Annotated in this window: 23 protein-coding genes and 3 pseudogenes; 14 read left to right on the forward strand and 12 right to left on the reverse strand. The window is 40.5% G+C overall.

Annotated features, from left to right (window positions below; translation table 11 throughout):
• Positions 1–28 precede the first annotated feature (28 nt).
• Together H6G96_RS04875 and H6G96_RS04880 are read left to right on the forward strand one after the other, a co-directional pair.
• Positions 29–235: a type II toxin-antitoxin system HicB family antitoxin gene (locus H6G96_RS04875; RefSeq protein WP_190910391.1), complete on the forward strand. Its 207-nt coding sequence runs from the start codon at positions 29–31 to the stop codon at positions 233–235.
• Between the two features lie 2 nt (positions 236–237).
• Positions 238–462 (forward strand): type II toxin-antitoxin system HicA family toxin, encoded by a 225-nt coding sequence (locus H6G96_RS04880; RefSeq protein WP_190910392.1) that lies wholly within the window; start codon positions 238–240, stop codon positions 460–462.
• Between the two features lie 49 nt (positions 463–511).
• On the opposite strand, the gene H6G96_RS04885 is transcribed toward H6G96_RS04880, so the two are convergent.
• Entirely contained in the window at positions 512–1120 is a 609-nt protein-coding gene (locus H6G96_RS04885; RefSeq protein ID WP_190910393.1) for a Uma2 family endonuclease, read from the reverse strand.
• 107 nt (positions 1121–1227) lie between these two features.
• On the opposite strand from H6G96_RS04885, the gene urtE reads away from it, so the two are divergent.
• Positions 1228–1926, forward strand: a complete 699-nt coding sequence (urtE, locus tag H6G96_RS04890) for an urea ABC transporter ATP-binding subunit UrtE (RefSeq protein WP_190910394.1) — start codon at positions 1228–1230, stop codon at positions 1924–1926.
• Here urtE and H6G96_RS04895 read toward each other — a convergent pair.
• Together H6G96_RS04895 and H6G96_RS04900 are read right to left on the reverse strand one after the other, a co-directional pair.
• On the reverse strand, positions 1889–2629 hold the full coding sequence (locus H6G96_RS04895; protein WP_190910395.1) for a hypothetical protein: 741 nt from the start codon (positions 2627–2629) through the stop codon (positions 1889–1891). The genes urtE and H6G96_RS04895 overlap by 38 nt on opposite strands.
• A gap of 8 nt (positions 2630–2637) precedes the next feature.
• Positions 2638–3951, reverse strand: coding sequence for a cytochrome P450 (locus H6G96_RS04900; RefSeq protein ID WP_190910396.1), 1314 nt, complete (start codon positions 3949–3951; stop codon positions 2638–2640).
• A gap of 178 nt (positions 3952–4129) precedes the next feature.
• Between H6G96_RS04900 and H6G96_RS04905 the strand changes: the two genes are divergently transcribed.
• Positions 4130–4807, forward strand: coding sequence for a response regulator transcription factor (locus H6G96_RS04905; RefSeq protein WP_190910397.1), 678 nt, complete (start codon positions 4130–4132; stop codon positions 4805–4807).
• A 55-nt stretch (positions 4808–4862) separates the two neighbouring features.
• Here H6G96_RS04905 and H6G96_RS04910 read toward each other — a convergent pair whose 3' ends face one another.
• On the reverse strand, positions 4863–5468 hold the full coding sequence (locus H6G96_RS04910; RefSeq protein ID WP_190910398.1) for a hypothetical protein: 606 nt from the start codon (positions 5466–5468) through the stop codon (positions 4863–4865).
• 351 nt (positions 5469–5819) lie between these two features.
• On the opposite strand from H6G96_RS04910, the gene H6G96_RS04915 reads away from it, so the two are divergent.
• From H6G96_RS04915 to H6G96_RS04945, 8 genes and pseudogenes are all read left to right on the forward strand, one after another.
• Positions 5820–7097 carry an ATP-binding protein gene (locus H6G96_RS04915; RefSeq protein ID WP_190910399.1) on the forward strand — a complete coding sequence of 426 codons (1278 nt, stop codon included), beginning with the start codon at positions 5820–5822 and terminating at the stop codon, positions 7095–7097.
• Between the two features lie 139 nt (positions 7098–7236).
• Positions 7237–7590, forward strand: a complete 354-nt coding sequence (locus H6G96_RS04920; protein WP_190910400.1) for a phage holin family protein — start codon at positions 7237–7239, stop codon at positions 7588–7590.
• Positions 7591–7658: 68 nt separating this feature from the next.
• Positions 7659–7808: pseudogene (locus H6G96_RS04925) on the forward strand (magnesium transporter); the annotation flags it as partial.
• Positions 7803–7931, forward strand: a complete 129-nt coding sequence (locus tag H6G96_RS42805) for a magnesium transporter (protein ID WP_347242185.1) — start codon at positions 7803–7805, stop codon at positions 7929–7931. The pseudogene H6G96_RS04925 and the gene H6G96_RS42805, both read left to right, overlap by 6 nt.
• A gap of 28 nt (positions 7932–7959) precedes the next feature.
• Positions 7960–8913 (forward strand): YihY/virulence factor BrkB family protein, encoded by a 954-nt coding sequence (locus tag H6G96_RS04930; protein ID WP_190910401.1) that lies wholly within the window; start codon positions 7960–7962, stop codon positions 8911–8913.
• A 284-nt stretch (positions 8914–9197) separates the two neighbouring features.
• Positions 9198–9857 (forward strand): hypothetical protein, encoded by a 660-nt coding sequence (locus tag H6G96_RS04935; protein ID WP_190910402.1) that lies wholly within the window; start codon positions 9198–9200, stop codon positions 9855–9857.
• 211 nt (positions 9858–10068) lie between these two features.
• A pseudogene (locus tag H6G96_RS04940) lies at positions 10069–10722 on the forward strand (rhomboid family intramembrane serine protease).
• Positions 10723–11196: 474 nt separating this feature from the next.
• Complete coding sequence (locus H6G96_RS04945; RefSeq protein ID WP_190910403.1) at positions 11197–12039, forward strand: DUF2382 domain-containing protein; 843 nt, start codon at positions 11197–11199, stop codon at positions 12037–12039.
• Positions 12040–12692: 653 nt separating this feature from the next.
• On the opposite strand, the gene H6G96_RS04950 is transcribed toward H6G96_RS04945, so the two are convergent.
• The 6 genes and pseudogenes from H6G96_RS04950 to alaS form a co-directional block, all read right to left on the reverse strand.
• Positions 12693–15428, reverse strand: coding sequence for a cation-transporting P-type ATPase (locus tag H6G96_RS04950; RefSeq protein ID WP_190910404.1), 2736 nt, complete (start codon positions 15426–15428; stop codon positions 12693–12695).
• 371 nt (positions 15429–15799) lie between these two features.
• Positions 15800–16126 (reverse strand): annotated as a pseudogene (locus H6G96_RS04955) (DHHA1 domain-containing protein); the annotation flags it as partial.
• Positions 16127–16248: 122 nt separating this feature from the next.
• Positions 16249–16485: a PIN domain-containing protein gene (locus H6G96_RS40705; RefSeq protein WP_199339405.1), complete on the reverse strand. Its 237-nt coding sequence runs from the start codon at positions 16483–16485 to the stop codon at positions 16249–16251.
• A 31-nt stretch (positions 16486–16516) separates the two neighbouring features.
• A complete protein-coding gene (locus tag H6G96_RS40710) occupies positions 16517–16675 on the reverse strand; it encodes a PIN domain-containing protein (protein WP_199339406.1) in 159 nt (52 codons plus the stop codon).
• Positions 16672–16911, reverse strand: a complete 240-nt coding sequence (locus tag H6G96_RS04965) for a hypothetical protein (RefSeq protein ID WP_190910405.1) — start codon at positions 16909–16911, stop codon at positions 16672–16674. Before H6G96_RS04965 ends, H6G96_RS40710 begins: the two co-directional genes overlap by 4 nt.
• Before the next feature lie 100 nt (positions 16912–17011).
• A complete protein-coding gene (alaS, locus tag H6G96_RS04970) occupies positions 17012–19654 on the reverse strand; it encodes an alanine--tRNA ligase (protein WP_190910406.1) in 2643 nt (880 codons plus the stop codon).
• A gap of 1265 nt (positions 19655–20919) precedes the next feature.
• Here alaS and H6G96_RS04975 point away from each other — a divergent pair.
• On the forward strand, positions 20920–21945 hold the full coding sequence (locus H6G96_RS04975; protein WP_190910407.1) for a diguanylate cyclase: 1026 nt from the start codon (positions 20920–20922) through the stop codon (positions 21943–21945).
• Positions 21946–21993: 48 nt separating this feature from the next.
• Here H6G96_RS04975 and H6G96_RS04980 read toward each other — a convergent pair whose 3' ends face one another.
• Positions 21994–22689, reverse strand: a complete 696-nt coding sequence (locus H6G96_RS04980; protein ID WP_190910408.1) for an ATP-dependent Zn protease — start codon at positions 22687–22689, stop codon at positions 21994–21996.
• 245 nt (positions 22690–22934) lie between these two features.
• On the opposite strand from H6G96_RS04980, the gene H6G96_RS04985 reads away from it, so the two are divergent.
• A complete protein-coding gene (locus tag H6G96_RS04985; protein ID WP_190910409.1) occupies positions 22935–23150 on the forward strand; it encodes an HVA1 family protein in 216 nt (71 codons plus the stop codon).
• A gap of 219 nt (positions 23151–23369) precedes the next feature.
• Here H6G96_RS04985 and H6G96_RS04990 read toward each other — a convergent pair whose 3' ends face one another.
• A complete protein-coding gene (locus H6G96_RS04990; RefSeq protein WP_190910410.1) occupies positions 23370–23933 on the reverse strand; it encodes a hypothetical protein in 564 nt (187 codons plus the stop codon).
• Between the last annotated feature and the right edge of the window lie 88 nt (positions 23934–24021).

Consider the following 24021-nt stretch of genomic DNA (forward strand, 5'->3'; position numbering starts at 1 on the left):
TAGTCACAAGCTTAGTGTATGAGGAAATATGAAGTTCAATGTAACGGTTGATCGTGATGAAGATGGTACATGGATTGTAGAGTGCCCCAGTATTCCGGGTTGTGTTAGTCAAGGTCAGACTAAGGAAGAAGCATTAGAGAATATCAAAGATGCAATAGCTGCCTGTCTACAAGTTCGTGCCGAGCGCGGGTTGCCGCTTACCATAGAGACTCACCAAGTAGAGGTTGTAGCTTAGTGATGGCGTCTACTCTTCCTGTTCTTAACGGACGTGAAGTTGTTCGTGTATTTGAGTCATTTGGTTGGGAAGTTGCACGTCAAAGTGGAAGCCATATCATCCTGGTGAAGGAAGGAGAGTTAGCCACACTGTCTGTTCCTGAGCATCATGAAGTAGCAAAAGGAACGCTGCAAAGTTTGATTCGCACTGCGGGACTTACAGTTAACGAGTTTGTTTCCGCAATTTGATAAATTTGATATGTGGATTGCATCCCAGTTTTTATTTTTCAATAAAATTCTATTCGCCTGGTAATTCTGGTCGGTTTGCGCTGTTAAATACCTGCTCTACTGTTAGCGTCCAATCAACAATTACTACTGATTCTATGCAAGCCCCACCTGTAAATACCTTATCCTCATACTGTCCTTCTACCCACTGGCAAATTGTAATTTGTTGTATCTGTGGGTCAATAACCCAATACTCTAATATTTCCCTAGCGGCATACTCCGTCCGCTTGTAGCGATAATCACGAACACGGTTTGCCGTACCCGGAGAAACAATTTCAATCACTAGTGCAGGCGGCGGCATATCACGGGTGAGGGTGGCACGAGTAGCACCGATAAGGGCAGCATAAGATTCTTCTGTGTGAACCATTAAGTCAGGTAAACGACATCTTGCCCGTCGCCCCGCCACCTCAATTTCTGTATCCTTGTGAGCAACTAAATAAAATGCGAAAGATTTTAGTAGTTCAACGAATAGAAATCTTGCCAGATTGCTATTTTCCTGACTTTCTGGTGGCATCTCGACTAATTCTCCATCCACCAACTCATAGCGCGTGTCTGTACCATCATCATAGGTAAGATACTCTTCAAAGGTTAGCAGTTTTTGGGTTTTCGTCGTTTGGGTCATTTGCTTTGCCCTCTTACCCTATATAGGCTACCACATACTATAATCAGCCGAACGGTTAACACTGCTCTGCGCCTCTGCCTGAAATTTTAATATTTACATAATTTCTAATGCTAAAAATCTCTAACCTTAACGTTTACTACGGCGAAAGCCACATTCTCCGCAATGTAGATTTAAGCGTACCATCTGGGCAAATGATATGCCTGATTGGACGCAATGGCGTAGGGAAATCTACATTACTTAAAACAATTATGGGTTTACTCAAACCCCGTAGCGGCACAATTAACTTAGGTGGAGAATTAATCAACTCGAAATCTCCCGACCAAAGGGCAAAGTTGGGAATTGGTTATGTTCCCCAAGGACGAGAAATTATCCCCCGTTTGACAGTCAAAGAAAATCTGCTGCTGGGGTTGGAAGCTAGACGCAAGCCAGTAAAAAAAGCAGAAATTCCAGAGGAAGTTTTTAGCTTATTTCCGGTGTTAAAAACCATGCTTTCGCGGATGGGTGGCGATTTGAGTGGGGGACAGCAGCAACAATTAGCGATCGCACGTGCTTTAATGGGAGAGCCTCAATTACTCGTATTGGATGAACCCACTGAAGGTATTCAACCCTCCATCATCCTCGAAATTGAAGCCGCAGTCCGTCGCATCGTCGAAACCACAGGCATTTCTGTTTTATTGGTAGAGCAACATTTACACTTTGTCCGTCAGGCTGATTACTATTACGCTATGCAAAAAGGCGGTATTGTCGCCTCCGGTTCCACAGCCGAACTCAGCCAAGATGTGATTCAACGCTTTTTAGCTGTTTAATTTTTGATATTTCTATATCAATAGTGTCATCAGCAATCAAGTCTGCTGCTTCTTGTAAAAGCTCATGCTGTTCCTTTTGAATGGCTTCTAAGCGACTAGAAATTTCTGCTAATCTTTGTTGCTTACTTGGTTGAAAATTTTCAGGTAACAAAGCTGGCAGGTTATCAGTTGTTTTAGTATCTGTAATTTGTTGAACTGCAAAACTGCCAACTTTAGCTAAGGATAGAAAACTAACTTTAATCAAAGCCAGAAGTAATTTTATCGGGACTTGGAGTATTGACCAACTAGCTGTTTCAATCAAGCGGACAATTGCTTTGATGATGCTCCAAAGCAAGGCAAGTGCAAACAAAAAAATCACTATACTAATAATTGGGTGGTTAGCCGCCCAACCTAGTATTTGAACTAATCTAAAAAATATCGGGTGTTGTGTCAGCCATTCACTTACAGAAGATGTCATTGCATCTTTAACTGCGCCCGATGTTGTACTCTTAAATTTATCAGCAGTTTGCCAAGTTTGGTCTAAGCTTGTCGTAACTGTATCAATTGCTTTATCAGTCGTTGTAGTTGCTGTTGCCTTCAAAGACTCCCCAACTTGTTGTGCTGAGTTATTTAGAGAGTTAACATTCTCACCGACAAAATCTTTCACATTTTGTAAGCGTTGCAAAACTCCGTTAGGCAAATGTATGTCTATTTGGGATGCCATAAAATATTTCACCGAGGTTGAAATCTAACCCGCAACCCATCTTTAGGGCGATTAGTGGGAACCGTAACTACCTCTAAACTTTGATTGGGTAATATCTCCCAATGATAATTGCGTAAAAGATGAGCAGCAACAATCTTCATTTCCATTTTCGCAAAAGCTATACCAATACAGATGCGTGGCCCACCACCGAAACCAACTAAACTAAAAGGATACTTTTTGTGTTCTTGGCGCTCTTGACTGAAACGCTCTGGATCAAAACGCTCTGGTTCAAGGTAGATTTCCTTTAGGCTATGAGTTATCACAATTGAATAAAGCAAGCGCCAACCAGCAGGAACGTGATAACCTTTAAACTCAAAGTCTTTAATTACACCACGAAAACCACCTCCGACAGGTTGATGCAATCTTTCAACTTCCCACAAAACCTGCTCTAAATAGGGCATTTTACCCAATTGCTCTAAATCCAAATCACCTTTACTAGCAAGTTGCAATTGTTCAACTCTTGCTTTTTCGAGTACTTCTGGATGACGGGCTAACTCTGTACACAACCAAGTCAGCATCGAAGTAGTCGTTTCATGTCCAGCAAAGAGTAACAGCACCGCTTGGGCAATGATTTCTTTTTCACTTAAACTATTACCATCTTCATCTTTAGCTTGGATTAACAAGCTGATGGTATCTTTGGTTGGGTTTTGCTGACGTTCTCTAACAACTTGAGTTAGATGGTCTAAAATCTGATCACGAGCTGCTATAGCTTTACCAAATGTAGTAAATGGTAATGGCAACGGATTAATAGCAAACAGCCCATTACTCAAGGTTGTAAACAACTGGCTGAGGCGCATACCTTCAGCCCCAGGACGCGTACCCAACAACAATTGACTAGCAATATCAAATGTCAGCTGTTTAAACTCTTGAAACCAGGTAAACTCCTGTTTTTTCTCCCACTTTTGGAGATGGCCGCGCGTAATATCTTCCATTGTGGAGACATAATTCGTCAATGCTGGGCCATGCAATGCTGGCATCATCAAGCGGCGGTTTCTGCGGTGTTCCTCTCCATCTTGCACAAAAAGCGATTCACCCAGTAATGTCTTGAAATTATCAGGCCATCCCTCGCGCCAAGAAAAATTCTCCATGTGGGTTGACAAAACAAACTCTAATGCCTCCGGCCCTGCCATTACCACAGTTGGTCTGCCAAGAAGATGGGTTTTGTAGATAGAACCATACTGGCGATAGCGCTTTTTGGCAAAATCGCGGTCGAAAACAAAGGAGAGTGTTTCACCTAATACAGGTATACCAAAGCTTCCTGGAGGGATTTGATTACTTTTCATCTCTAGTTTAAAAACTACCTATTGGCAGAAATACAATAATATTTATTGTGTCTGAGCAATCCGGGTATCCACAATCTACATCAAAATATTCCTGATGGAAGAAGAAAGATAAGTTTAATTCTTCTACTCTAAACTAGGAAACTGACAATTCTAGTCGCGTCGGTTGCTAAAAAACTGTATGCGAATCTTACTGGTAGAAGATGACTCAGAACAATTAGAGCCATTACAGAGTCTCCTCTTGGAAGCTGGATACATTGTAGATGGCGTTGAAGATGGAGAAACTGCACAGTGGCTATTGTCCAAAAAAGATTATGATTTGTTGATTTTGGACTGGATGTTGCCCACAATTAGCGGGTTAAGTCTTTGTCATCAGTATCGACTTCTTGGCAAAACTATACCTGTGTTAATGCTCACTGCTAAGGATACCACGCCAGATAAAGTCATGGCCTTAGATGCAGGAGCGGATGATTATCTAGTAAAACCTGCTGATTTAGTGGAATTCTTGGCGCGGGTACGTGCTTTAGGGAGGCGATCGCCTCAATGGGTAGGAGATATTCTCCAGGTTGCAGATTTACAACTGCATCTAAGTAATTTGACTATTGAACGCAATCAGGTAAGTGTGGAATTATCCCCGCGCGAAGCTCAATTGTTAGAGTATTTAATGCGTCACCGTAATCAAATATTAACCCGCGAACAGATTGAAGATGCATTGTGGCAATGGGGTTCGGAACCAGAAAGTAACGCATTAACTGTACTAGTACGCAAGTTACGTCATCGCTTGCAGTTAGTTGGTGCGGCAGATTGGGTTAAAACAGTTTATGGTATGGGTTACAGTCTCAAAGCACCAGATAATTAAAATAATTCGTAATCAATTTGGAATCAGCTTTTTGGACAAACAGTTGAATAAGGTGCTAATTTTTTATCCGATAGCTGACTAACATTCTGGCATTTTCACGAGAAAGCCCCAATTCTTGAATCATTATGGCTTTTATTTCGCTTAATTCTGTAACTGGAAACTCAAATTCTAAACTTTTCAGTATGGAGTTAGCAGTATTAACTTCAACTTTTGTAAATCCCGGTTTTTTTTGAATTTCAGCCAGAATTCCTAGTACTTGAACTGTAGACCGCACTTGCATTTTTGTATTAGTTTGCAGAGTTTTTATCTCATTAGACAGCCCCAATTCTTGAGTAATCATAGCTTTGACTTTGCTTAATTCTGTAGCTGGAACCTTAAATATTAACTTTTTAAGTACAGAGTTTTCTATACTAAGTTCAACTTCGGTAAAGTCCTGCTCTTTTTCAATTTCGGCTGCGGTTATTACCACATTAGCTGCTAGTCGTATTTTGACTGTCTCTATATTAGATTGCAGCTTTTCTACTGTAGAGTAAGAACGGCTCAACAAGAGGTTAGTCAATGATTCACCACCAACTCCAAAAGCAATTAAAAGCAATGGAAAAGGTAATAAATATTCTAACTTTAAATAATGCAGTTTTTCTAACAAGTAGGACAAAGACATATAGTAATAAACTTAGTTTCACAGCTAGCAGCTAGTACCGCTACGCAAAAGTAAAAATTCAAAAAGCCTATTATATAAGCTTTTGATTCATTCTAAATGATTGTGCTATTTCAGGCGTACTGTACTAAATAAAAATTTCAATAAACATCGTACTAAAACTATCTTTTAAAGACTTTTTCACACTTACACTTAATTTACAATCTCACCTACGAAAGATATGGTGATAGACCTAGCTTTTCTCTATAGGTAGTAAAATAAACAATAATTGTCATAAATACTTTCACAAATGCGCTATACCAAGACGTTAGCTATATCTATATCTGTGTAGTATAAGTCTGTTGTCTAAGTTTCATGTTTTACCGTAGTCGCAGCAATTTAGCCCTGTGGTTTACTCTAACGATGGGGAGCATTTTGGTCGTTTTTGCAGGGGTACTTTACTACCAAGCGGTATTAAACGAACTGGGGAATCTTGATCGCTTACTCTATAAAAAATCTAGAGTCATGGCGGTGAATGCGAAGTACGATCTGCGTAATAAGCAGCTTGACTTAGAGAATGTGCCGCTTTTAGGGAGTAACGTAGCACCATTGGGTACTGAACTAGTATATGCGCGTTGGTATGATACCAAAGGGCAATTGGTGCAATTTTTCGGTATTATTCCAAGGGCACAAGTTACAGCAATTCCGGGATATCAGACTCTCAAGACTACGCTTTACTCCTCAAAAGAAATACCCCCTGCAATCTGGCTCCGTCAGTTAACGTTGCCCGTCTACCAAAATAGTTCGTTAATCGGTTATCTGCAAATTGCAACACCTCTAGTATCGGTACAAAATGATCTGGCTCGGTTACGGCTGGTTTTGCTTTTGACAGTACCAGCAACTTTAGGGGTAATCGGTCTAGCTGGTTGGTGTTTGGGGGGTATAGCAATGCAGCCAATTCATGACAGCTACGAGCAGCTACAACGCTTCACAGCTGATGCTTCCCATGAATTGCGATCGCCTTTGTCGGCGATTACTAGCAATGCCCAATACGGATTAATTTCTCAATCTACTGATATTGAGGCACAGCGTCAGCGCTTTGGCAAAATTTTCGATGTTGCTAAGTCAATGAATAATCTGGTGAATAATCTGCTATTTTTGGCACGTCACGCAGGTCGATTATCTCCTGAATCTTTGCAAGAAGTGAACTTGAAAAGCGAGCTTGTGCAAATAGCAGATGAATATGCAACACAAGAAGCTGTACAACATCTGAATCTCACTTATACTTTTCCAACTACCAGTGTGATTGTACTGGGTGATGCCAACTTGCTAGAACAAGCAGTAGTTAATTTGCTCAGTAATGCCTTTAAATATACTCCTGCTGGCGGTCAAGTTCAGTTGCGGCTGTTTACCCAGTCATATTGGGCTGTAATTGAAGTTATAGACAATGGCATCGGTATCCCCGAAGCTGATTTGCCGCATATTTTTGAGCGGTTTTATCGGGTGGATAAGAAGCGATCGCGTAAAACTGGTGGATATGGTTTAGGGTTATCTATTGTCCAACAAATCGTTTCTGCACATAGTGGTCATCTTAGTGTCAAAAGTGTAGTCGATAAGGGGTCAACTTTTCAAATTTTTTTGCCGATCAAATAGCCGCAATAGTTGGTGCTGTCACTTTCTGTTCACATTTGTTGGCAATACTGATTGGCAATACTGAACACACCTAAAGAATGACTTTACAATCTTTAATGACAACTGGTATAAAACTTTGACCAGGGACAATATTTGAAGAATGTTAATAGTAAACTTCTTACTAACTTGGCTAGTTGGCGCTCTATCGCTATTAGTTACAGCCTATTTTGTACCAGGCTTTGAGTTTAACGCTTTTAGCACAGCCGCAATTGCCGCATTGATTTTAGGGTTAGTCAATGCAATTGTTAGACCTTTTTTGGTGATTTTAACCTTTCCCCTTACCATTATCACGCTAGGCTTGTTTCTTTTTGTTGTTAATGCATTAATGCTTTGGCTGGTAGGATTCCTCGTTCCTGGTTTTATTGTTGCTGGTTTCTTACCTGCATTGTTAGCTTCAGTTGTTCTGACGATTGTTTCTACAGTGCTGGGATTTTTAGTTAGAAATGTAACTTAAGATTACTGGGGTAAATTATTAAGGAGGTATCTTTGGCTGAGAATCGACCTTCTTCACGGCGACAGAGTCTGTCCCGACAAGAACTTGTAGAATTAGTGCGATCGCAACTTGAAGCATTACTACAACAAGATAACTTGCAGGGAGTGAAAGCTCTGTTAGTACCTGTACAACCTGTAAATATTGCCCAAGCTATTGAAGATTTGCCAAAAGCTATGCAGTTTTTATTTGGTTCACTCGGCTTATATCCAGCCTTAATGTCAGCCCCATTTATTACTACTGCGGTAGATGTTTTAGGAGTGTTTGTTTATCTAATGATAGCAAGGGTGATTTTACAAATATGAGTAGGCTGCCAACCAAACAATTTTTATTATGCGGTTAAGACAAGTTTGGAGACTCTTAAAAGAAACGTTTTCAGAGTCGCAAGTTAACGAAGTATCTCTTTTAGCATCATCCTTAGCTTATTACACAGTATTTTCTATCGCACCTTTAATGGTGATTATTATCACAATCCTTGGCGCAATTTATGGAGAAGCCACAGCCCAACAACAGATTGTTGACCAAATGACAGAAATAGTTGGTGAACAAGGCGCAGAATTACTTGCCACTGCGATCGCAAATTTAAGACAAGATGCTAGGGGGGGATTGTTACAACTAATTTTTACTATTGGCTTTCTCATTTTTGGTGCTTCTGGAGTTTTTGCCCAAATTCAGTATGCGATCAATAAAATTTGGGAAGTAAAACCAGAACCCAAACGGCAAATCTTTCATTTTTTGCGGAAACGGGTTTTATCTTTTGCAATGGTTTTAGTCATTGCTTTTTTACTATTTGTTTCTTATGTAGTCAGAAACGTTTTATTCGTTACAGTTAATTATTTAAGCGATTTATTACCTGGATTAAGTTCTCTGTGGCAAATTCTCAGCTTTTTACTTTCATTTAGTATTTTAACATTTCTATTTGCTGCAATATATACCATTTTACCTGATGCTCAAGTTGCATGGCGCTCTGCTGGAGTGGGTGCAGCAATTACCACCATCTTATTTATGATTGGTCAGTTTTTCTTTGGGTTATTTCTTAGCCAAACCGACATTGGTTCTGCCTATGGTGTCGCTGGCTCATTCGTAATTATTACTACATGGATTTATTACGCCGCTCATATCTTATTTCTAGGAGCAGAGTTTACTAAAAACTACGCCAAAATGCACGGCTCTCCTATTATCCCAGAAGAATATGCTATACATACTTCCGGCAAAAATAAAAACGAATCTCAAGAACCTAATTCAGATAGACATAATAATCAAAGCAGACCCAAGCGTTATCGATAAAAGTTTTATGTTGCACAAATTAAATTATAAATTAACTATCAAAAGGTTTAATTTAACTCGTAAGTAAATTTATATCTAAAGGATTAATATATTTGCCGTGTCCAAATACTGGACTTCTATAAAGAGTAGTAGTCTAACTTTTAACTATGTTTTTTAATTGAGTAAATTCATCAAAAAATAAAATAATTTCAACCAAATTACTAGCAAAGATTTAATATCTGTCACTTTCTCTTCACATTTGTTGCTAATACTAGAAACAAGAAGATAAAAAGGAAGGAATATTTATGATTACAACTCTTTTCCAGCGCACTTCTATTCTACTAGCGTGTGCTACTGTAGCTATTATTGGTAGTACTTTACCAGCTAGTGCTGAAAATACACACTTTCCTTCGGCTAATACTCTTACAAATCAGGCAGAACAAGTAAGTGAAACTCCTGCTACTAATCTTAATTCTGCATCTGACTTGATTATAGAATCAACACAACCTTCCTCAGCCATTCAATCTGAGCAGGTTGCTCAAACTTTTGAGCCTGGTAGAGCCACCCGTTCTGGTTCTAGCTATTTTGGTGTTGCTGGTAATATTGGTATAAGTGGCAATACACGAGTAGGTGAAAGTTCATTTGCTGTAATTAGCAAAATCGGGCTTACACGAAATCTATCTTTTCGTCCTGCGGCTTTAGTTGGAGATAATACAGTTTTTCTCGTGCCGCTCACTGTAGATTTCCCCCAAGAAAATTTGGAAATCACTCAACTGAATGTAGCGCCTTATATTGGTGGTGGTATTGCAGTTTCTACAGGTAGAGATAGCACTGTGGGCGCATTGATTTCTGGCGGTGTAGATGTTCCCCTATCCCCACAGGTTACAGCAACGGGTGGCGTGAATATTAGTTTTATTGATGAAACTGATGTAGGAATTTTACTAGGTGTTGGCTACAACTTCTAAATATTTTCAAGTCGCAATTATCAGAAAAAAACTGTGGTTCCTCTGCGCGATAACAACCCGACAACAATTACCCCGTATGTTACCTACGGATTAATTCAGGACTTACGCACTCAGATCCCCCAACCCCCTTAAAAAGGGGGCTTTAGAAGTTCCCCCCTTTTTAAGGGGGGCTAGGGGGGATCTAGGTTTCAGGCTTCAGTGCGTAAGTCCTATAATTGTTACTAATATTCTGATTTTTCTTTATCAACTGAACCTAACACCGCAACAATTACAAGGATTTTTCTACACGGCGGCGCTAATACCATGCCAACTTTCAGCCACTTGTCCTAGTGGGTTGGAGAGTCACGTGATACCAGAATGGATGACCTTGATTACATCTCAATTCTTGCATGGTGGTTTTTTACACCTAGCAGGAAATATGTGGTTTATGTGGATTTTTGATAACAACATTGAAGACCGCTTGGGTCATGTGAAATATTTAATTTTTTATCTGACGTGCGGCGTTTTAGCAGCGCTGTCTCAATGGTTCTTTTCACAGAATTCTACGATTCCTTCGTAAGTGGTGCGATGTCTACGACGGGCTTACGCCTACGCTGGAATTTTAGGTGCATACATTCTCCGTTTTCCAAAAGCTGAAGTTCTTACCTTAGTTCCCTTGGGATTTTTCTTAACCACTGTAAGACTTCCGGCATTTTTCTTTCTTGGGTTTTGGTTTGTCCAGCAAGCTTTTTATGGTGTCGCCAGCTTACAGGCTCGCTCCAATATCGGTATGGAAAGTGGGGGGATTGCTTATTGGGCACACGCAGGAGGCTTTGTTTTTGGAGCAATTCTCGCTCCTCTATTTGGCTTGTATAAGCGCCGTTAGAAAATTTGGCGTTGCACAACAGTGAGATAGATTGGGGGAGGCAGGGGGGGTATTTTGAAAGTTGGTAAATCTTCTGCTTTCTCTAGAACGCTGAAAATTTAAATATCGGCGTTCAATTGAATTGCTATTAAAAATTAATTTACATTTTTATCGTCACTTTCTACTCACATTTGCTTTCAATCATTAAGAAAGCAGACTCAAAAGTAATTAGTTTTGTCTCCCTCAATAGCCACAAAATTTGGCTGGTAGTTCTAGGTGCGATCGCTAAACAGCCATAATCATTTGAGTACGTCTTAACAGAATATTGCTATTGGCTTTTTCTAGGTAAAAAGATAAATATATTTTTAACTTTTAAATTAAAAATATATCCTCCAAATTCAAAAGTTAATCTTCCAATAGTTAGATACATATTTAATGAATTCTTTTTAAAATAGTAAATAATAAATCAAAAACACAATACTGGAGAAACATCAAATGGCACTTGTAAAACTAGAACAATCCTACCCCGACTATCGTAACGATTCTTCTGGAATAGATGACCTAAACATCAATAACTTTGATGTTTATACAGGGACAAATGAAAAAGTTGGTTCAGTTAAGGACATTTTAGTTGATGAACAAACAGGGAAATTCCGCTATTTTATAGTGGATACAGGTATTTGGATTTTTGGTAAAAAAGTCTTGCTACCTGTTGGTCTTGCCGACGTTCATTATACTGAGAAGCGAATATATGCCAAAGGTCTGACTAGAGAGCAAGTGGAAAACCTGCCTAACTTTGATGACCTAGAAACGCTTGATTACGACTATGAAGAGCAAGTACGCGGTGTTTATCGGCCTGCGGTTGCTACTCCTGCTAAGACTCAGCCTGCTGCTTATGACCGCAACACTTACAAACATGAGCAAGAACCCTCGTTATACAATATCAACGAACAGGATGGTCAAACCCTAAAACTGTACGAAGAACGATTAATTGCTAGCAAACAACGCCGCAAGACAGGAGAAGTTGCTATTGGTAAACACGTAGAAACTGAAACTGCCAGTGTTGCAGTACCAGTAGAAAAAGAGCGAGTAGTAATTGAGCGTACAAGCCCCACAAATGCTACGCCGACTCGTCCAGGTGAGGCAACTTTCCGTGAAGGTGAAGTTGCTCGTATGGATATTTACGAAGAAACGCCCGATATCCGCAAAGAAGCTGTTGTACGGGAAGAAGTCCGAGTCAAGAAAGTTGTAGAACAAGAAACAGTTCAAGCTCAAGAAAGTGTTCGGCGCGAAGAACTTGACATAGATACTCAAGGGCATCCTATTGCAGAGAAGTAAGCTTTTTTTCGCATAAATTAAAAGCTCTCATTTAAAGTCCCTCTCTCAAGGTTGGGAGAGGGACTTTAAAATTATCTCTTCAGAGCAAGCAAAGTAAATGGCACAAGTAGAGCATCCCTCTCCTGGTAAATTGCTGGGGGCTGGTAGGTCAGGATAGGTATTTTTAGTAGCTAGCCAGGAAGGTTTAATAGCAAGAAAAATATTTTATACAGACAAAATTGCAGGCATAATTCATTACTTTTTCTTTGGTTCTCCAAATCCGTATATTTGGAATGAAGATGCCATAAAATGTGCTTTTTATCGCCGCAAGATTCTTAATGAGTTAGTTCAGTTTTGGTTTAATGATAAATTAAAAGTTGCAGAAGCGATCGCCACCTCGTGAAATCAAGAATTTAAAGCTAACCAAAGATATTTTAATTATTAATTGGCAATTTGACTTAGTTGAATCTGCTAAGATTTCCGAGGCGCAATGGAAGCGAAAAACTGTGCCTAAATCAATGAATTATTTTTTACTTTAACCACTTAATAAATTGAGTTTTTCTTAAATAGTCATAGATTTTTTTTTAAATTATAATAATTGAAAAACAAGATATCTGATCTTACAAAAAAGCCGGATATCTTATTTTTAAGAAATGGTTAAGTATGGCTATAGTTCAGTCAAGAGGGTCAAAAAGGTTGACTAAAGCGGATACTACAACCATTGGCGATCCTATAAGGAAGCAAATTAACCATTGGTTCAAGTTTAATGGTGCTGTGTTAAATAAGGTGTTCATTAAACTCCATTGACTGAAAACGATTTGTAAAAATATCGTAGAAACAATTCCAATAAGAATTGCAGTACTATCGCTGATTTCACCCCCTTTACCACGTAATTTACCCAGAAAAGCTCTTCCTAAGTGGCTAATACTTAAAAGGTAAAAAACTCTGCCTGCTACTAAAGCCTGAATTGCCATTGTCCGGGCTAAATCGATATTTCCTGTGGTTTGTCTTATCCATTCAAATACACCAAAAATCAAAATCCAGTTAAAGATGGAAATTGCCACGATGCGCTTGACTAAACTTTGGGAAAGTAATGATTCGCGGGGGTTACGCGGTGGTTGTTGCATCACCCGTTCAGACCTCGGCTCAAAGGCTAAGGGTACAGTCATGGCGATGGAATTAACCATATTCAACCACAGAACTTGTAAAGACAAAATCGGTAATTCTCTAGCAAGCAGTACGCTAATTAAAATCGTCATCGATTCGCCACCATTAACTGGGAGAATGAAGGCGATCGCTTTAAGCAGATTTCGATAAACAGTCCGCCCTTCCTCAACTGCTGCTTCTATAGAGGCGAAGTTATCATCAGTCAAAATCATGTCTGCGGCTTCTTTTGCTACCTCTGTACCAGCGCCGCCCATCGCAATACCAATATCTGCTTGTTTCAGGGCAGGTGCGTCGTTGACACCATCCCCTGTCATCGCAACAACCTCGCCTTTAGACTGTAGTGCTTCAACAATACGCAGTTTCTGTTCTGGTGCAACGCGAGCAAACACTGCCCCATCTTCTATTGCTGTGGCGAGTTCTGATTCACCCATGCGGCTAAGTTCACTTCCTGTAAAAGCCAGAACTTCCCCATTTTTGTTGAAGCCCATACTCTGAGCGATCGCAGCAGCAGTTACAGCATGATCGCCTGTAATCATTTTGACTTGGATACCAGCTTCTTGACAGGCTTGCACCGCTTTGATTGCTTCTGCTCTAGGCGGATCGATCATCCCCTGCAATCCCAAGAAAATCAAATTATTTTCGATATCTGTATGATCAAGGGAATCTTGAGTAACTGGCACAGATTTTTTGGCAAAGGCTAGCACCCGTAATCCTTGACGAGCCATTGCATCAACTTGCTGATGCACCGTTTCTGCATTTACAGAGGCAAGGTTTCCCTTTACATCCAACATCTGTTGAGAACGTTGGAGAATTGCTTCAACCGAACCTTTAACAAAGATAGTTCTGTGTTTTTGTTCACCTCTCAATGACGAATCATGCAAAGTCGCCATGTATTGGAACTCAGACTCAAACGGGATGGCATCTAACCTGGGCATTTCCTCTTCTAAAAGGCTGTGGGTAAGCTCAACTTTATTGGCAACAGCGATTAATGCTCCCTCTGTGGGATCGCCTACAACCTGCCACTGCCCTTCATTTGTTTCTAGGTGCGAATCATTACATAACAATCCAGCTTTTAGACATTCTTCAAGAGCGGGGAAATTGTTCCAATTTACTGGCTTTTCATCGAGTAAAATTTCTCCTTCTGGAGCATAGCCTACACCACTGACAGTATAATACTCGCCTCCTACATATATTGCTTGTACAGTCATCTGATTTTCAGTTAGCGTACCAGTTTTGTCAGAGCAGATAACTGTAGCACCACCAAGGGTTTCCACTGCTGGCAATTTGCGAACAATCGCATGACGCCGGGCCATGCGGGAAACACCTATTGCTAGTGTAACTGTAACTACTGCTGGCAATCCTTCAGGAATAGCACTGACAGCAAAGGCGATCGCAGCTTCAAACATTTCTGTCCAGGAGTAGCCGTATCCCAGCCCAACTGCAAACATGAATGCTGCTATGCCCAAAATTATGTACAGCAAAGTACGGCTGAATTTATCAAATTTGCGGGTTAAAGGAGTTTTCAGGGTGGTTCCTTGCTCCATTAACTGGGAAATGCACCCGGTTTCTGTGGCATCTCCAATGGCAACAACAATACCCCTGCCAGTGCCAAAAGTAACAAAGCTACCAGCATAAGCCATATTGATGCGTTCTGCTAAAGCTGCATCTAGACTTAGCGGTTCCGTGTTTTTTTCAATTGCAATTGATTCGCCCGTCAGTGCTGATTCATTCACTTGCAGATTTCGTAGTTGCACCAAACGCAAATCTGCTGGTACTTTGTCTCCAGAAGTAAGTAGTACTACATCCCCTGGTACTAACTCTGTAGAAGAAACTTGTACTTTTTCACCATTGCGAATGATGGTTGCATTGGTTTGCACTGAAGAAGCTAAGGCTGCGATCGCACTTTCAGCTTTAGATTCTTGCACAAAACCAATAATGGCGTTAATCAGAGTTACACCCCAAATCACCCCAGCATTCACCCACTGTCCCAAAAACGCCTTGATTGCACCCGCAATCAACAAAATATAAAGTAGCGGTTGGTTAAATTGCAACAAAAATCGTAGCAATGGACTTTTTCCAGGTTTGCTTTTGAGTTCGTTAGCACCAAAACGCTCTCGTCTTTTTGCCGTAATATCAGAGTTTAAACCCGTTTCTAAATTACTATCTAAATGCCGAGTTACTTCTTGTACAGACAGATGATGCCATTGGCTTGACTGAATTATCTCTTTTGGTGTTGCTGTCATCTTATTCGCCCTAAAATTTAACACTGACAGGGTAAATTAAGACTATTAACTGTTATTTTAGTTTTTAGCTAATTACTAAAGTTGACCTGTAGATTTAGTATTAGAAACAAATGTGATTTAAAAGTGAGCGTAATAAGAAGGAGTCAGAATTCAGAATAACTCTATGAATTCAGGGATTTCTAGAAAGCTGCTAATATTTCTTCTTTACTTTTTTTAACGTAGACGCATTCGCGTAGCGTCTCCTAGAGAAGCGGCTTGCCGCAGGCTACCGCAGAGGCGCAGAGGACACAGAGAGACGGAAAAAATGCTTAACTAAACCGTATTGAGCTATAACGCACCAATTCGAGCGGTGCGTTACACTTCTCTCTGTGTTAACCTAACGCGGACTTTAACTCAGTTTCCGCTTGTTCCAACGCCTCTGGTAATTTACTCGCATCGCGTCCACTGGCTTGAGCTAAGTTCGGTCTTCCACCGCCGCCGCCGCCGCATATTTTAGCGATCGCACCTACAAATTTACCAGCTTGCAAACCTTTTTTATTTACTTCAGAACTAAAAGCCGCAACTATACTTACCTTCCCAGCTTCCGGAACAGAACCTAGTACCACTGCAACGTTACCAATTTTTTGCAGTAACCTTTCCGCCGCAGTTTTCAAGGATTCCGGGTCAACGTCTTCCATTTGCGCTACCAAGATTTGATAATGTTTAATTGCGCCAAGAATAGCGAAATCAATTTGAGAAGCAATATAACTTAGCTAATCCGAGATTTAGATGAGCGATCGCTGTCTTTGCAAGAGAGATATTAACCTAAACAGTAGAGAGATCATCCTAACTCACCACTTTCATCCAAATATTTCAGGAAAGAATTAACGCCCAGTAACTGAATACTATAGCTTGCCATTAGCGCTCTCAAGTCATCATCAGCCCGCAAGTCATCATCTCCAGATACGATAATTCCCGCCTCACCATCAATCGCTGTTGCCAACACAGGTAAATCTTTAGGATCTCGACAATTAGGCGGAATAGTTTTCAATTCAACCCATAATGAGCGGTACTGCAACTGTTGTTCCAGGCGAATCGCCTGACTCGGATCAATCCGCTTTCTTAAACGGGAGTTCTTCCATGAGAGGTTGACTCATTACCAACTGGAATTTATGTTGATTAAATGCTTCCAAAATCGGCAACGTAACTCGTCCTTTTAGCAAAATGCGAATCCAAATATTGGTGTCAATGACTACTCGCAACGTCATATCGGCTGGGATTGCTGACGCACAGCTTTAATTTCAGCCATGATGTCATCGTCTGTAATATCATCAACTGGGGGTTCGGCATAAAGTTCTTGAATTAAAGCCGTCAAATCTGAATGTAAATCTAGTTGAATCAAGGCTCTGGCGACTTTTGCCCGTTCATCTGGCTGCAACTGTTGTACCGCCGTAATGAGTTGTTCCAAGGTGATTGGAATTGATACCATGTCGGTAGCTATCATGATCGTTTCTTAAATTGTAGTGCGATTTAAAAAATGTCAAAGGCAGGCAAGACTTGGCGTGAGCTTCGTCGAATCCTGCCCGCCCCACAAGAGAAGATAATTAACTCAAGGCTGAGTGTAAATCACTCTGCGCCTTTGCCAACGCCTCTGGTAATTTACTTGCATCCCTTCCACCTGCTTGGGCTAAGTTCGGTCTGCCACCGCCGCCGCCACCGCAGATTTTAGCGATCGCACCTACAAATTTACCAGCTTGCAAACCTTTTTTGTTCACTTCTGAACTAAAAGCTGCAACTATACTAACTTTCCCCTCTTCAGGGACAGAACCCAGCACCACTGCACCGTTACCGATTTTTTGCAGTAAGCGTTCGGCTGCGGTTTTCAATGATTCTGGATCAACGTCTTCTAATTGAGCGACAATAATTTTAGAATCGCCTACAGTTTCGGCTGTTTGCAGCAAGCTGTCAGATTTTGCGATCGCTAACTGTACCTTCAAGGTTTCTAGTTCCTTTTGAGTATTTCTCAGTTCGCTTTGCAGACTTGTGATTCTGTCTGGTACTTCTTCAGGTTTAACTTTAAAGCGATCGCTCAAATCTTTAACTACTTTATCCCGAAGATTGAGATAATCTAATATTGCTGGCCCCGAAACAGCTTCAATCCGCCGCACCCCAGAAGCTACGCCAGCCTCTGAGATTATCTTGAACACGCCAATCTCAGCAGTATTACTGACATGAGTTCCACCGCATAGTTCCATTGATACGTTCGGGAAGTCAATCACCCGCACTTCCTCGCCGTATTTTTCGCCGAACATCGCAACAGCACCCCTAGCTTTCGCCTCTGCTAAAGGTAATACTTCTACGTTTGCAGCATGTGCTTCAGCAATCCAAGCGTTCACCTGTTCTTCAATTTGTTGGACTTCCTCTGCTGTCAACGCCCGAGGACAGTTGAAGTCAAAGCGCAACCTGTCAAAGGAAACCAGAGAACCAGCTTGAGATATGCTATCGTCAACGATTTTCTTCAACGCCGCTTGCAATAGGTGCGTTGCGGTATGGTTAGCTTGGGCGCGACGCCGACAAGCCGGATCAATTTGGGCTGTAACATTATCGCCTACACGCAGTGTACCGCGTTCGATGCGTCCGAAGTGAACAAAGAAATCAGATTCTTTCTTCACATCTTCCACTCGAACTACGATACCATCACCAGAGATATAACCGCGATCGCCAATTTGTCCACCAGATTCAGCATAAAATGGCGTTTTGTCAAGGATAATTTGTCCCTGTGTTCCTGCTTCTGCTTCCTCTTGAGAAACACCTTCTACTAATATCGCTTCGACTTTCGCCGTCGCCGTCGGTTGGTTGTAGCCTAAAAATTCGGTAACTTGGATATGTTCTGCTAATTTGTCTAGGGAACCTTGCACAGTTAAATCGATGGTTTCATGTGCTGCTTTGGCACGTTCCACTTGTTTTTGCATTTCAGCATCAAATCCCACTTCATCGACTGTGAGATCATTTTCCTCGGCAACTTCTTGAGTAAGTTCGAGGGGAAATCCGTAGGTGTCATAGAGGGTAAATGCACTTTCACCGCTAATTTGAGTTTCCCCTCGCTGTTTCACCTCTTGGATAATTTCTTCTAGCAGTTTTTCGCCTCTATCCAGAGTTCTAAGGAAATTAGATTCCTCCCGTTGCAATTCAGCTTTAATTGCTGCTTCCCGTTGGCGCACATTGGGGTAAGCTGATTCCGAAAGAGCGATCGCAGTCTCGGCAACTTGGGTAGTAAATTCTCCAGAAATCCCAATTAATCGCCCATGACGTACCACGCGCCGAATTAACCGCCGCAACACATAACCCCGTCCGACGTTGGAAGCGCGAATTTCATCAGCGATCATGTGGACAACAGAACGAACGTGATCGCCAATAACTTTTAAAGAAACTTTGGTTTTCTCATCACTTTTGTGGTAGTCAATGCCAGCAATTTCGGCTGCTGTTTGGATAATTGGGAAAATTAGGTCAGTTTCGTAGTTATTGGGTGCTTTTTGGAGGATTTGCGCCATCCTCTCCAAACCCATGCCGGTGTCAATGTTCTTGTTGTGCAGTGGCGTTAAATTCCCGGAAGCATCCCGGTTATATTGCATGAAGACGAGGTTATAAAACTCGATGAACCGGGAATCGTCTTCTAAATCTATATTTTCGTCACCGCGTTCTGGGTGAAAGTCGTAATAAATTTCTGAACAAGGACCACAAGGGCCAGTCGGGCCAGATGCCCAAAAGTTATCGTCTTCGCCCAAGCGTTTAATTCTCGCTATCGGCACACCGATTTGATCGCGCCAAATTCCAAAGGCTTCATCATCATCTTTAAAAACGCTGACGACGAGATTTTGCGGGGAAATGCCAAAGACTTGTGTGGAGATTTCCCAACCCCAAGCGATCGCTTGTTCTTTAAAATAATCACCAAAGCTGAAATTACCCAGCATCTCAAAAAACGTGTGATGCCGTTTGGTGCGTCCGACATTTTCGATGTCGTTGGTGCGGATACACTTTTGCGAAGTCGTAGCCCGCTTAAATTCTGGTGTGCGCTGCCCCAAGAATATCGGCTTAAATGGTAGCATCCCCGCGATCGTCAGCAGCACGGTTGGGTCTTCTGGCACGAGGGAGGCACTTGGGAGAATTTGGTGTTCCCGTTGGGCAAAGAAGTCGAGAAATATGTTGCGAATTTCGTTACCGCTTAGGTACTGGGGATTTGAAGACATAGGTGTTTTTAACTTTAGACTTTAAGGCTTGGGCGTAGCGGCACTAGGTAAGTGTATTTATCGTAAATAGCTTTATATATTCTTGCATTTTGTTTCATATTACTGCCAGCGAATTGCGACAGTTGCTGGCATATATATAGTTATTAGGATGTTTTTGCACTACTACCTTACTTTGTTAGGATGTGCGTAACCGTAGTTTGTCGTAAACATCGCATTTTCATCCTTAAGATTAATTCTTAAGAAATGATTTAAAATTTCCATATTTAAGTAACAAATGGCACTAAAACTGAGAGTATCAAATATTGCTTATGAGGAATGTGTAGAGACTAGTACTGAATCCATCCTATGGAACCTGAAACCAAGATAGATGTTGATGTTAATAGTAAAACTGTCGCGGTGGAATCCACAGCTTCTGAGGAGTCGCTCAAATAGGTAATTTTTGCTACTGGTTACGCTGTGGAAGGTTATTGATCCGATTCTGGCTTCTTACAGAAGTTTAGATTTGCATATCTTAAGCTACACTAAGAAAATTTTTTATATTTTTTTGTCCTTTCTACGGGCGGAATCGAACTAATTTCCTTAGATTAGAGGCAGGTTTTGACATTGAGTTTTTTATTCTGCTAACACATTGTTATCCATGTGATACTTTGGTTACATTGTGAATGTTTTACCCTATAAGTTCAATCTTTAATTATAGGGTATTGTTAACTTCAGAAAGCTACTTATCATAGTAGGAGCAAATTTCACTGTTTATTTCATTTAGATTATTTTGTAATTCACCTTCTAGCTTGATAGTTAATAAAAGCTGATTTCTTAAAGAAAAAACCTGAAGCGTTATATGTCAAATAGTTTTATCATTCTAATGATAAACTTTTTTATTTTTCTACTTAAAAAGAAATTTCGCTACCGAATGTAACGTTTATTACAAAGTATTTATATTGGTAATTTCATCAGGTAAATAATGCTTAATAGGGCTTAAACAATAGTTTCCCATACGTACAAACAATATTCAGTATTATTACTGTTTTAAAAACATACTGTAAAGAAGACATTAGTTATCAGAAAGAAAAATCCCAAAAAGTCTAGTAGCAAATATAAAGTCTTAATAGGATATTAAAGTTGGAAACTTATTATAGATTCAGCGTTTAAAAATCCTATAAACATAAATATAACTTTGCCTAAAACGACATATTTAGTATTAGGCAAGAAAAGCAGTAAGAGTAAGTTAACTTTCTTAAAACTTCAATAGGGCAAAATATAAAGCAATGAATATTTCTATTCTAGTCTTTGGAAAACATAACTTTATCGCCACACTTCCAGATCAGATCCGTTGTGCGACTGCTTTTAATGTAGAAGTTATAGATAATCTGAATCAAGCAGTGTCGCGGATTCAAATGACACCCCCCGATATAATACTTGTGCAGGCTAGCCTGGATGGCAGTATGGAACTTTGTAGTTGGTTGAAAGACCAGACAAAACTATCCTGGATATACTGTATTCTTTTCGAGGATCGTTCCCAGCAGCTTGCTGATAGAACTAAGTATGGTTGGCAAAGGGAATTGGAGATGAGTGCTGCGGCATTAAAGCAAGGAGCCGATGCTTATATTTGGCATCTTATTGAAGAAAAAACAGAGCAGACTTTGGCAGAGTTAAGTGCCAATCATGGACTAATACTTGCTCAATTAACTGTTGGCTTACGGAAAGCCCAAAAATACCGAGATTTGATTCAAACAAATGATATGTTATCAGCGATCGCTTTATCTGATTCGTTAACAGAATTAAATAATCGTCGTGCTTTAGAATGGGACTTACCCAGGCAAATTAAAAAAGCTAAGACTCAAAAAACTTCCCTGAGTTTGATTATTTTAGATGTAGATCATTTCAAGAAAGTTAACGATACTCACGGGCATTTAGTTGGCGATCGCATTTTGCAGCTGTTATGTCAGCGTCTGCGACACAATCTGCGCTGTCAAGACACAGCATTTCGCTATGGTGGCGAAGAATTTGTGATTCTTCTGGCTAACACTACCGATGAGGAAGCACTATTAGTAGCCCGTCGTCTCAATCGGGTAGTCAGCGACAAACCATTCTTACTCAGCAATAAACTGACAATTAATATCACCATCAGTCTGGGTACAGCCTCTCTGAAAGCTGAGGATGATGATCAAGGAGTAAGTCTGTTGCATCGTGCCGATCAATGCTTGCTACAGGCAAAAACTACTGGGCGTAATCGGGTTATTGCTTCAAACTATTTATCTCATGTTCCACACTTAAAAGTTGTTTCTTCTTAAAATTGGGAATTGGCAAAGAGGAGACAGAAGTTTTTTAATTTTTAATTTTTAATTTTTAATTGATTTCTCCCCACTTACTCCTAACTCAGCATGACAATCTTCTACCGAAGTGCGCTGTCGCATGGCATTAACTAAAGTCTCGTAGTTAGACCAATTTTCTTCCAGTAGGGTTTTTGCCTGAAGGATATGAAACCGCAATTTCTGCTGATAAACTGATTCAGAAAAGCCCAAAATTGTCAAGACTCCTATCAGCTTATTTTTATCATCACCTCCACCCTCAGCATTATTAAAAACTAGGGTTTCAGCAGCAATACCCGCCATCCAAACAGTGCAGTAGCGGTCTAGCATTTGGGCACTGATTTTACCCACTTCTAGTTGAGATGCTAATTCGCCATCATCAAAGCTAACGCCGCCTTGTCCAGGTTGACCCTGTTTCCAGGCTTCCCAAGCACTGAGGGTGTAGCCGGTAACGGGAATACCTAACAGGTAAGCAACCAAGAAATGCCCTGCTTCGTGGTGGACGATGCGATCGCGGTGTTCACTTGAAAAACCAGCAATCCAATCTAAAAAAATAGTACCACCCTTGCCTTGCAAGCTAAAGCTGTCAAAAGTGGCTATTCCCAAAATAGCGAAGATAGCAAGCGCCGGTACTGCGGGCGATAAGTGAATAAATGGCCCCAGTAGGCTGGACATGGTGATGAGAAAAATAGATATTGCAACTAAATTTAGGCTAATCTGGCTCATTGAGAGTTTTTTGAAAATCTGCTTAATCTTTCTTCATTATGAGGCAATCTCTACGATGGGCTACGCCTACCCACAGCTTTTGTATCAACATGGTGGGAGCGATCGCCTAATTTTTTCATCTCACAACTAAATAAATTACTGCCTTAATAACGAACGTTTTCTCTATCACTAGAATGATGGCTGCTTTTCCAGCTGTAGACATAATGTGACGTTAGTAGGTATAAAACATCCAACAGGAGATGAATGTGGCTGAACAATTCAAAAAGGGCGATCGGGTTGAATGGAATACTTCACAAGGCAAGACAACTGGCAAGGTAGTAAAGAAACTCACTTCGCCTATAGATATTAAAGAACACCATATTGCTGCAAGTGAAGATAACCCTGAGTACTTAGTTGAAAGTGATAAAACAGGAAAACAAGCTGCTCACAAGCCTGATGCTCTGAAAAAAATAGAAGAGTAAGTTTTTTGATGTCTGCTAATAGTGCCGTACTCCATCTCGCTACGGCATCCTACAATCTACAATCCAAAGTCTTCTAGTACAACACGGCATAAATAAACATACGATTTGAAATGGCGCAAAAGCTTGGAATACAATTCTTTTGACTTCCGCCTTGCGGTACTAGGCGATTACTTGGAGATTTTGAGGATCGTTGAGACCGTTTATTTTAGCAATTTAAGATTATTGAGAATCAATCTGAGAAAAAAGCCATGTTGTTTGGTTGTTTGATAACTTACCGTTAAAAGTCAGATCAGATCCTGCTCCACCAGTTAAGATATCATTACCATTAAGGTTGTCATCACCCCAACCACCGTTCACGGTATTGACTCCAGCATTCCCAGTTAAGCAGTCATTTCCATTACCTGCGATAACTTTGTCAAAGTTCACAACTTGGAAATTTAAAGAATCGAAAACGGAAATATTGCTGATCTTGACTTGTTCTACAGATAAATCACCAATTAGCTGTACATTGCTTCCAGAAGCGTCTATTGTATCTATCGCAGTTGCTGAACCAATAATTTTTTCAGTACTAATAAGTTGATCTGTACCATTAGTTTTTTGAACTATATCTGTTGGTAATACTGTGACACCACCACTAAGACTGTAATTTACGGTGTCTTGTCCATCCCCGGCATTAATAGTGTCATTATCAGCACTAGCGTCAATTATGCCATCATTGATTACGTCGTTGTCGAGAGTATCGTTAAGAACATCGTTTAGAGAGGTTCCAGTGATAATAGACATGCTTCTTTACGAGGTAATTGGTGTTTTAGGTTACATAGTCTGAAAATTAGAGATATACTTACGTATCGCAAGTATTCAGTATTTTCTT

The sequence above is a fragment of the Nostoc sp. FACHB-892 genome, assembly GCF_014698795.1.
Lineage (GTDB): Bacteria > Cyanobacteriota > Cyanobacteriia > Cyanobacteriales > Nostocaceae > Nostoc.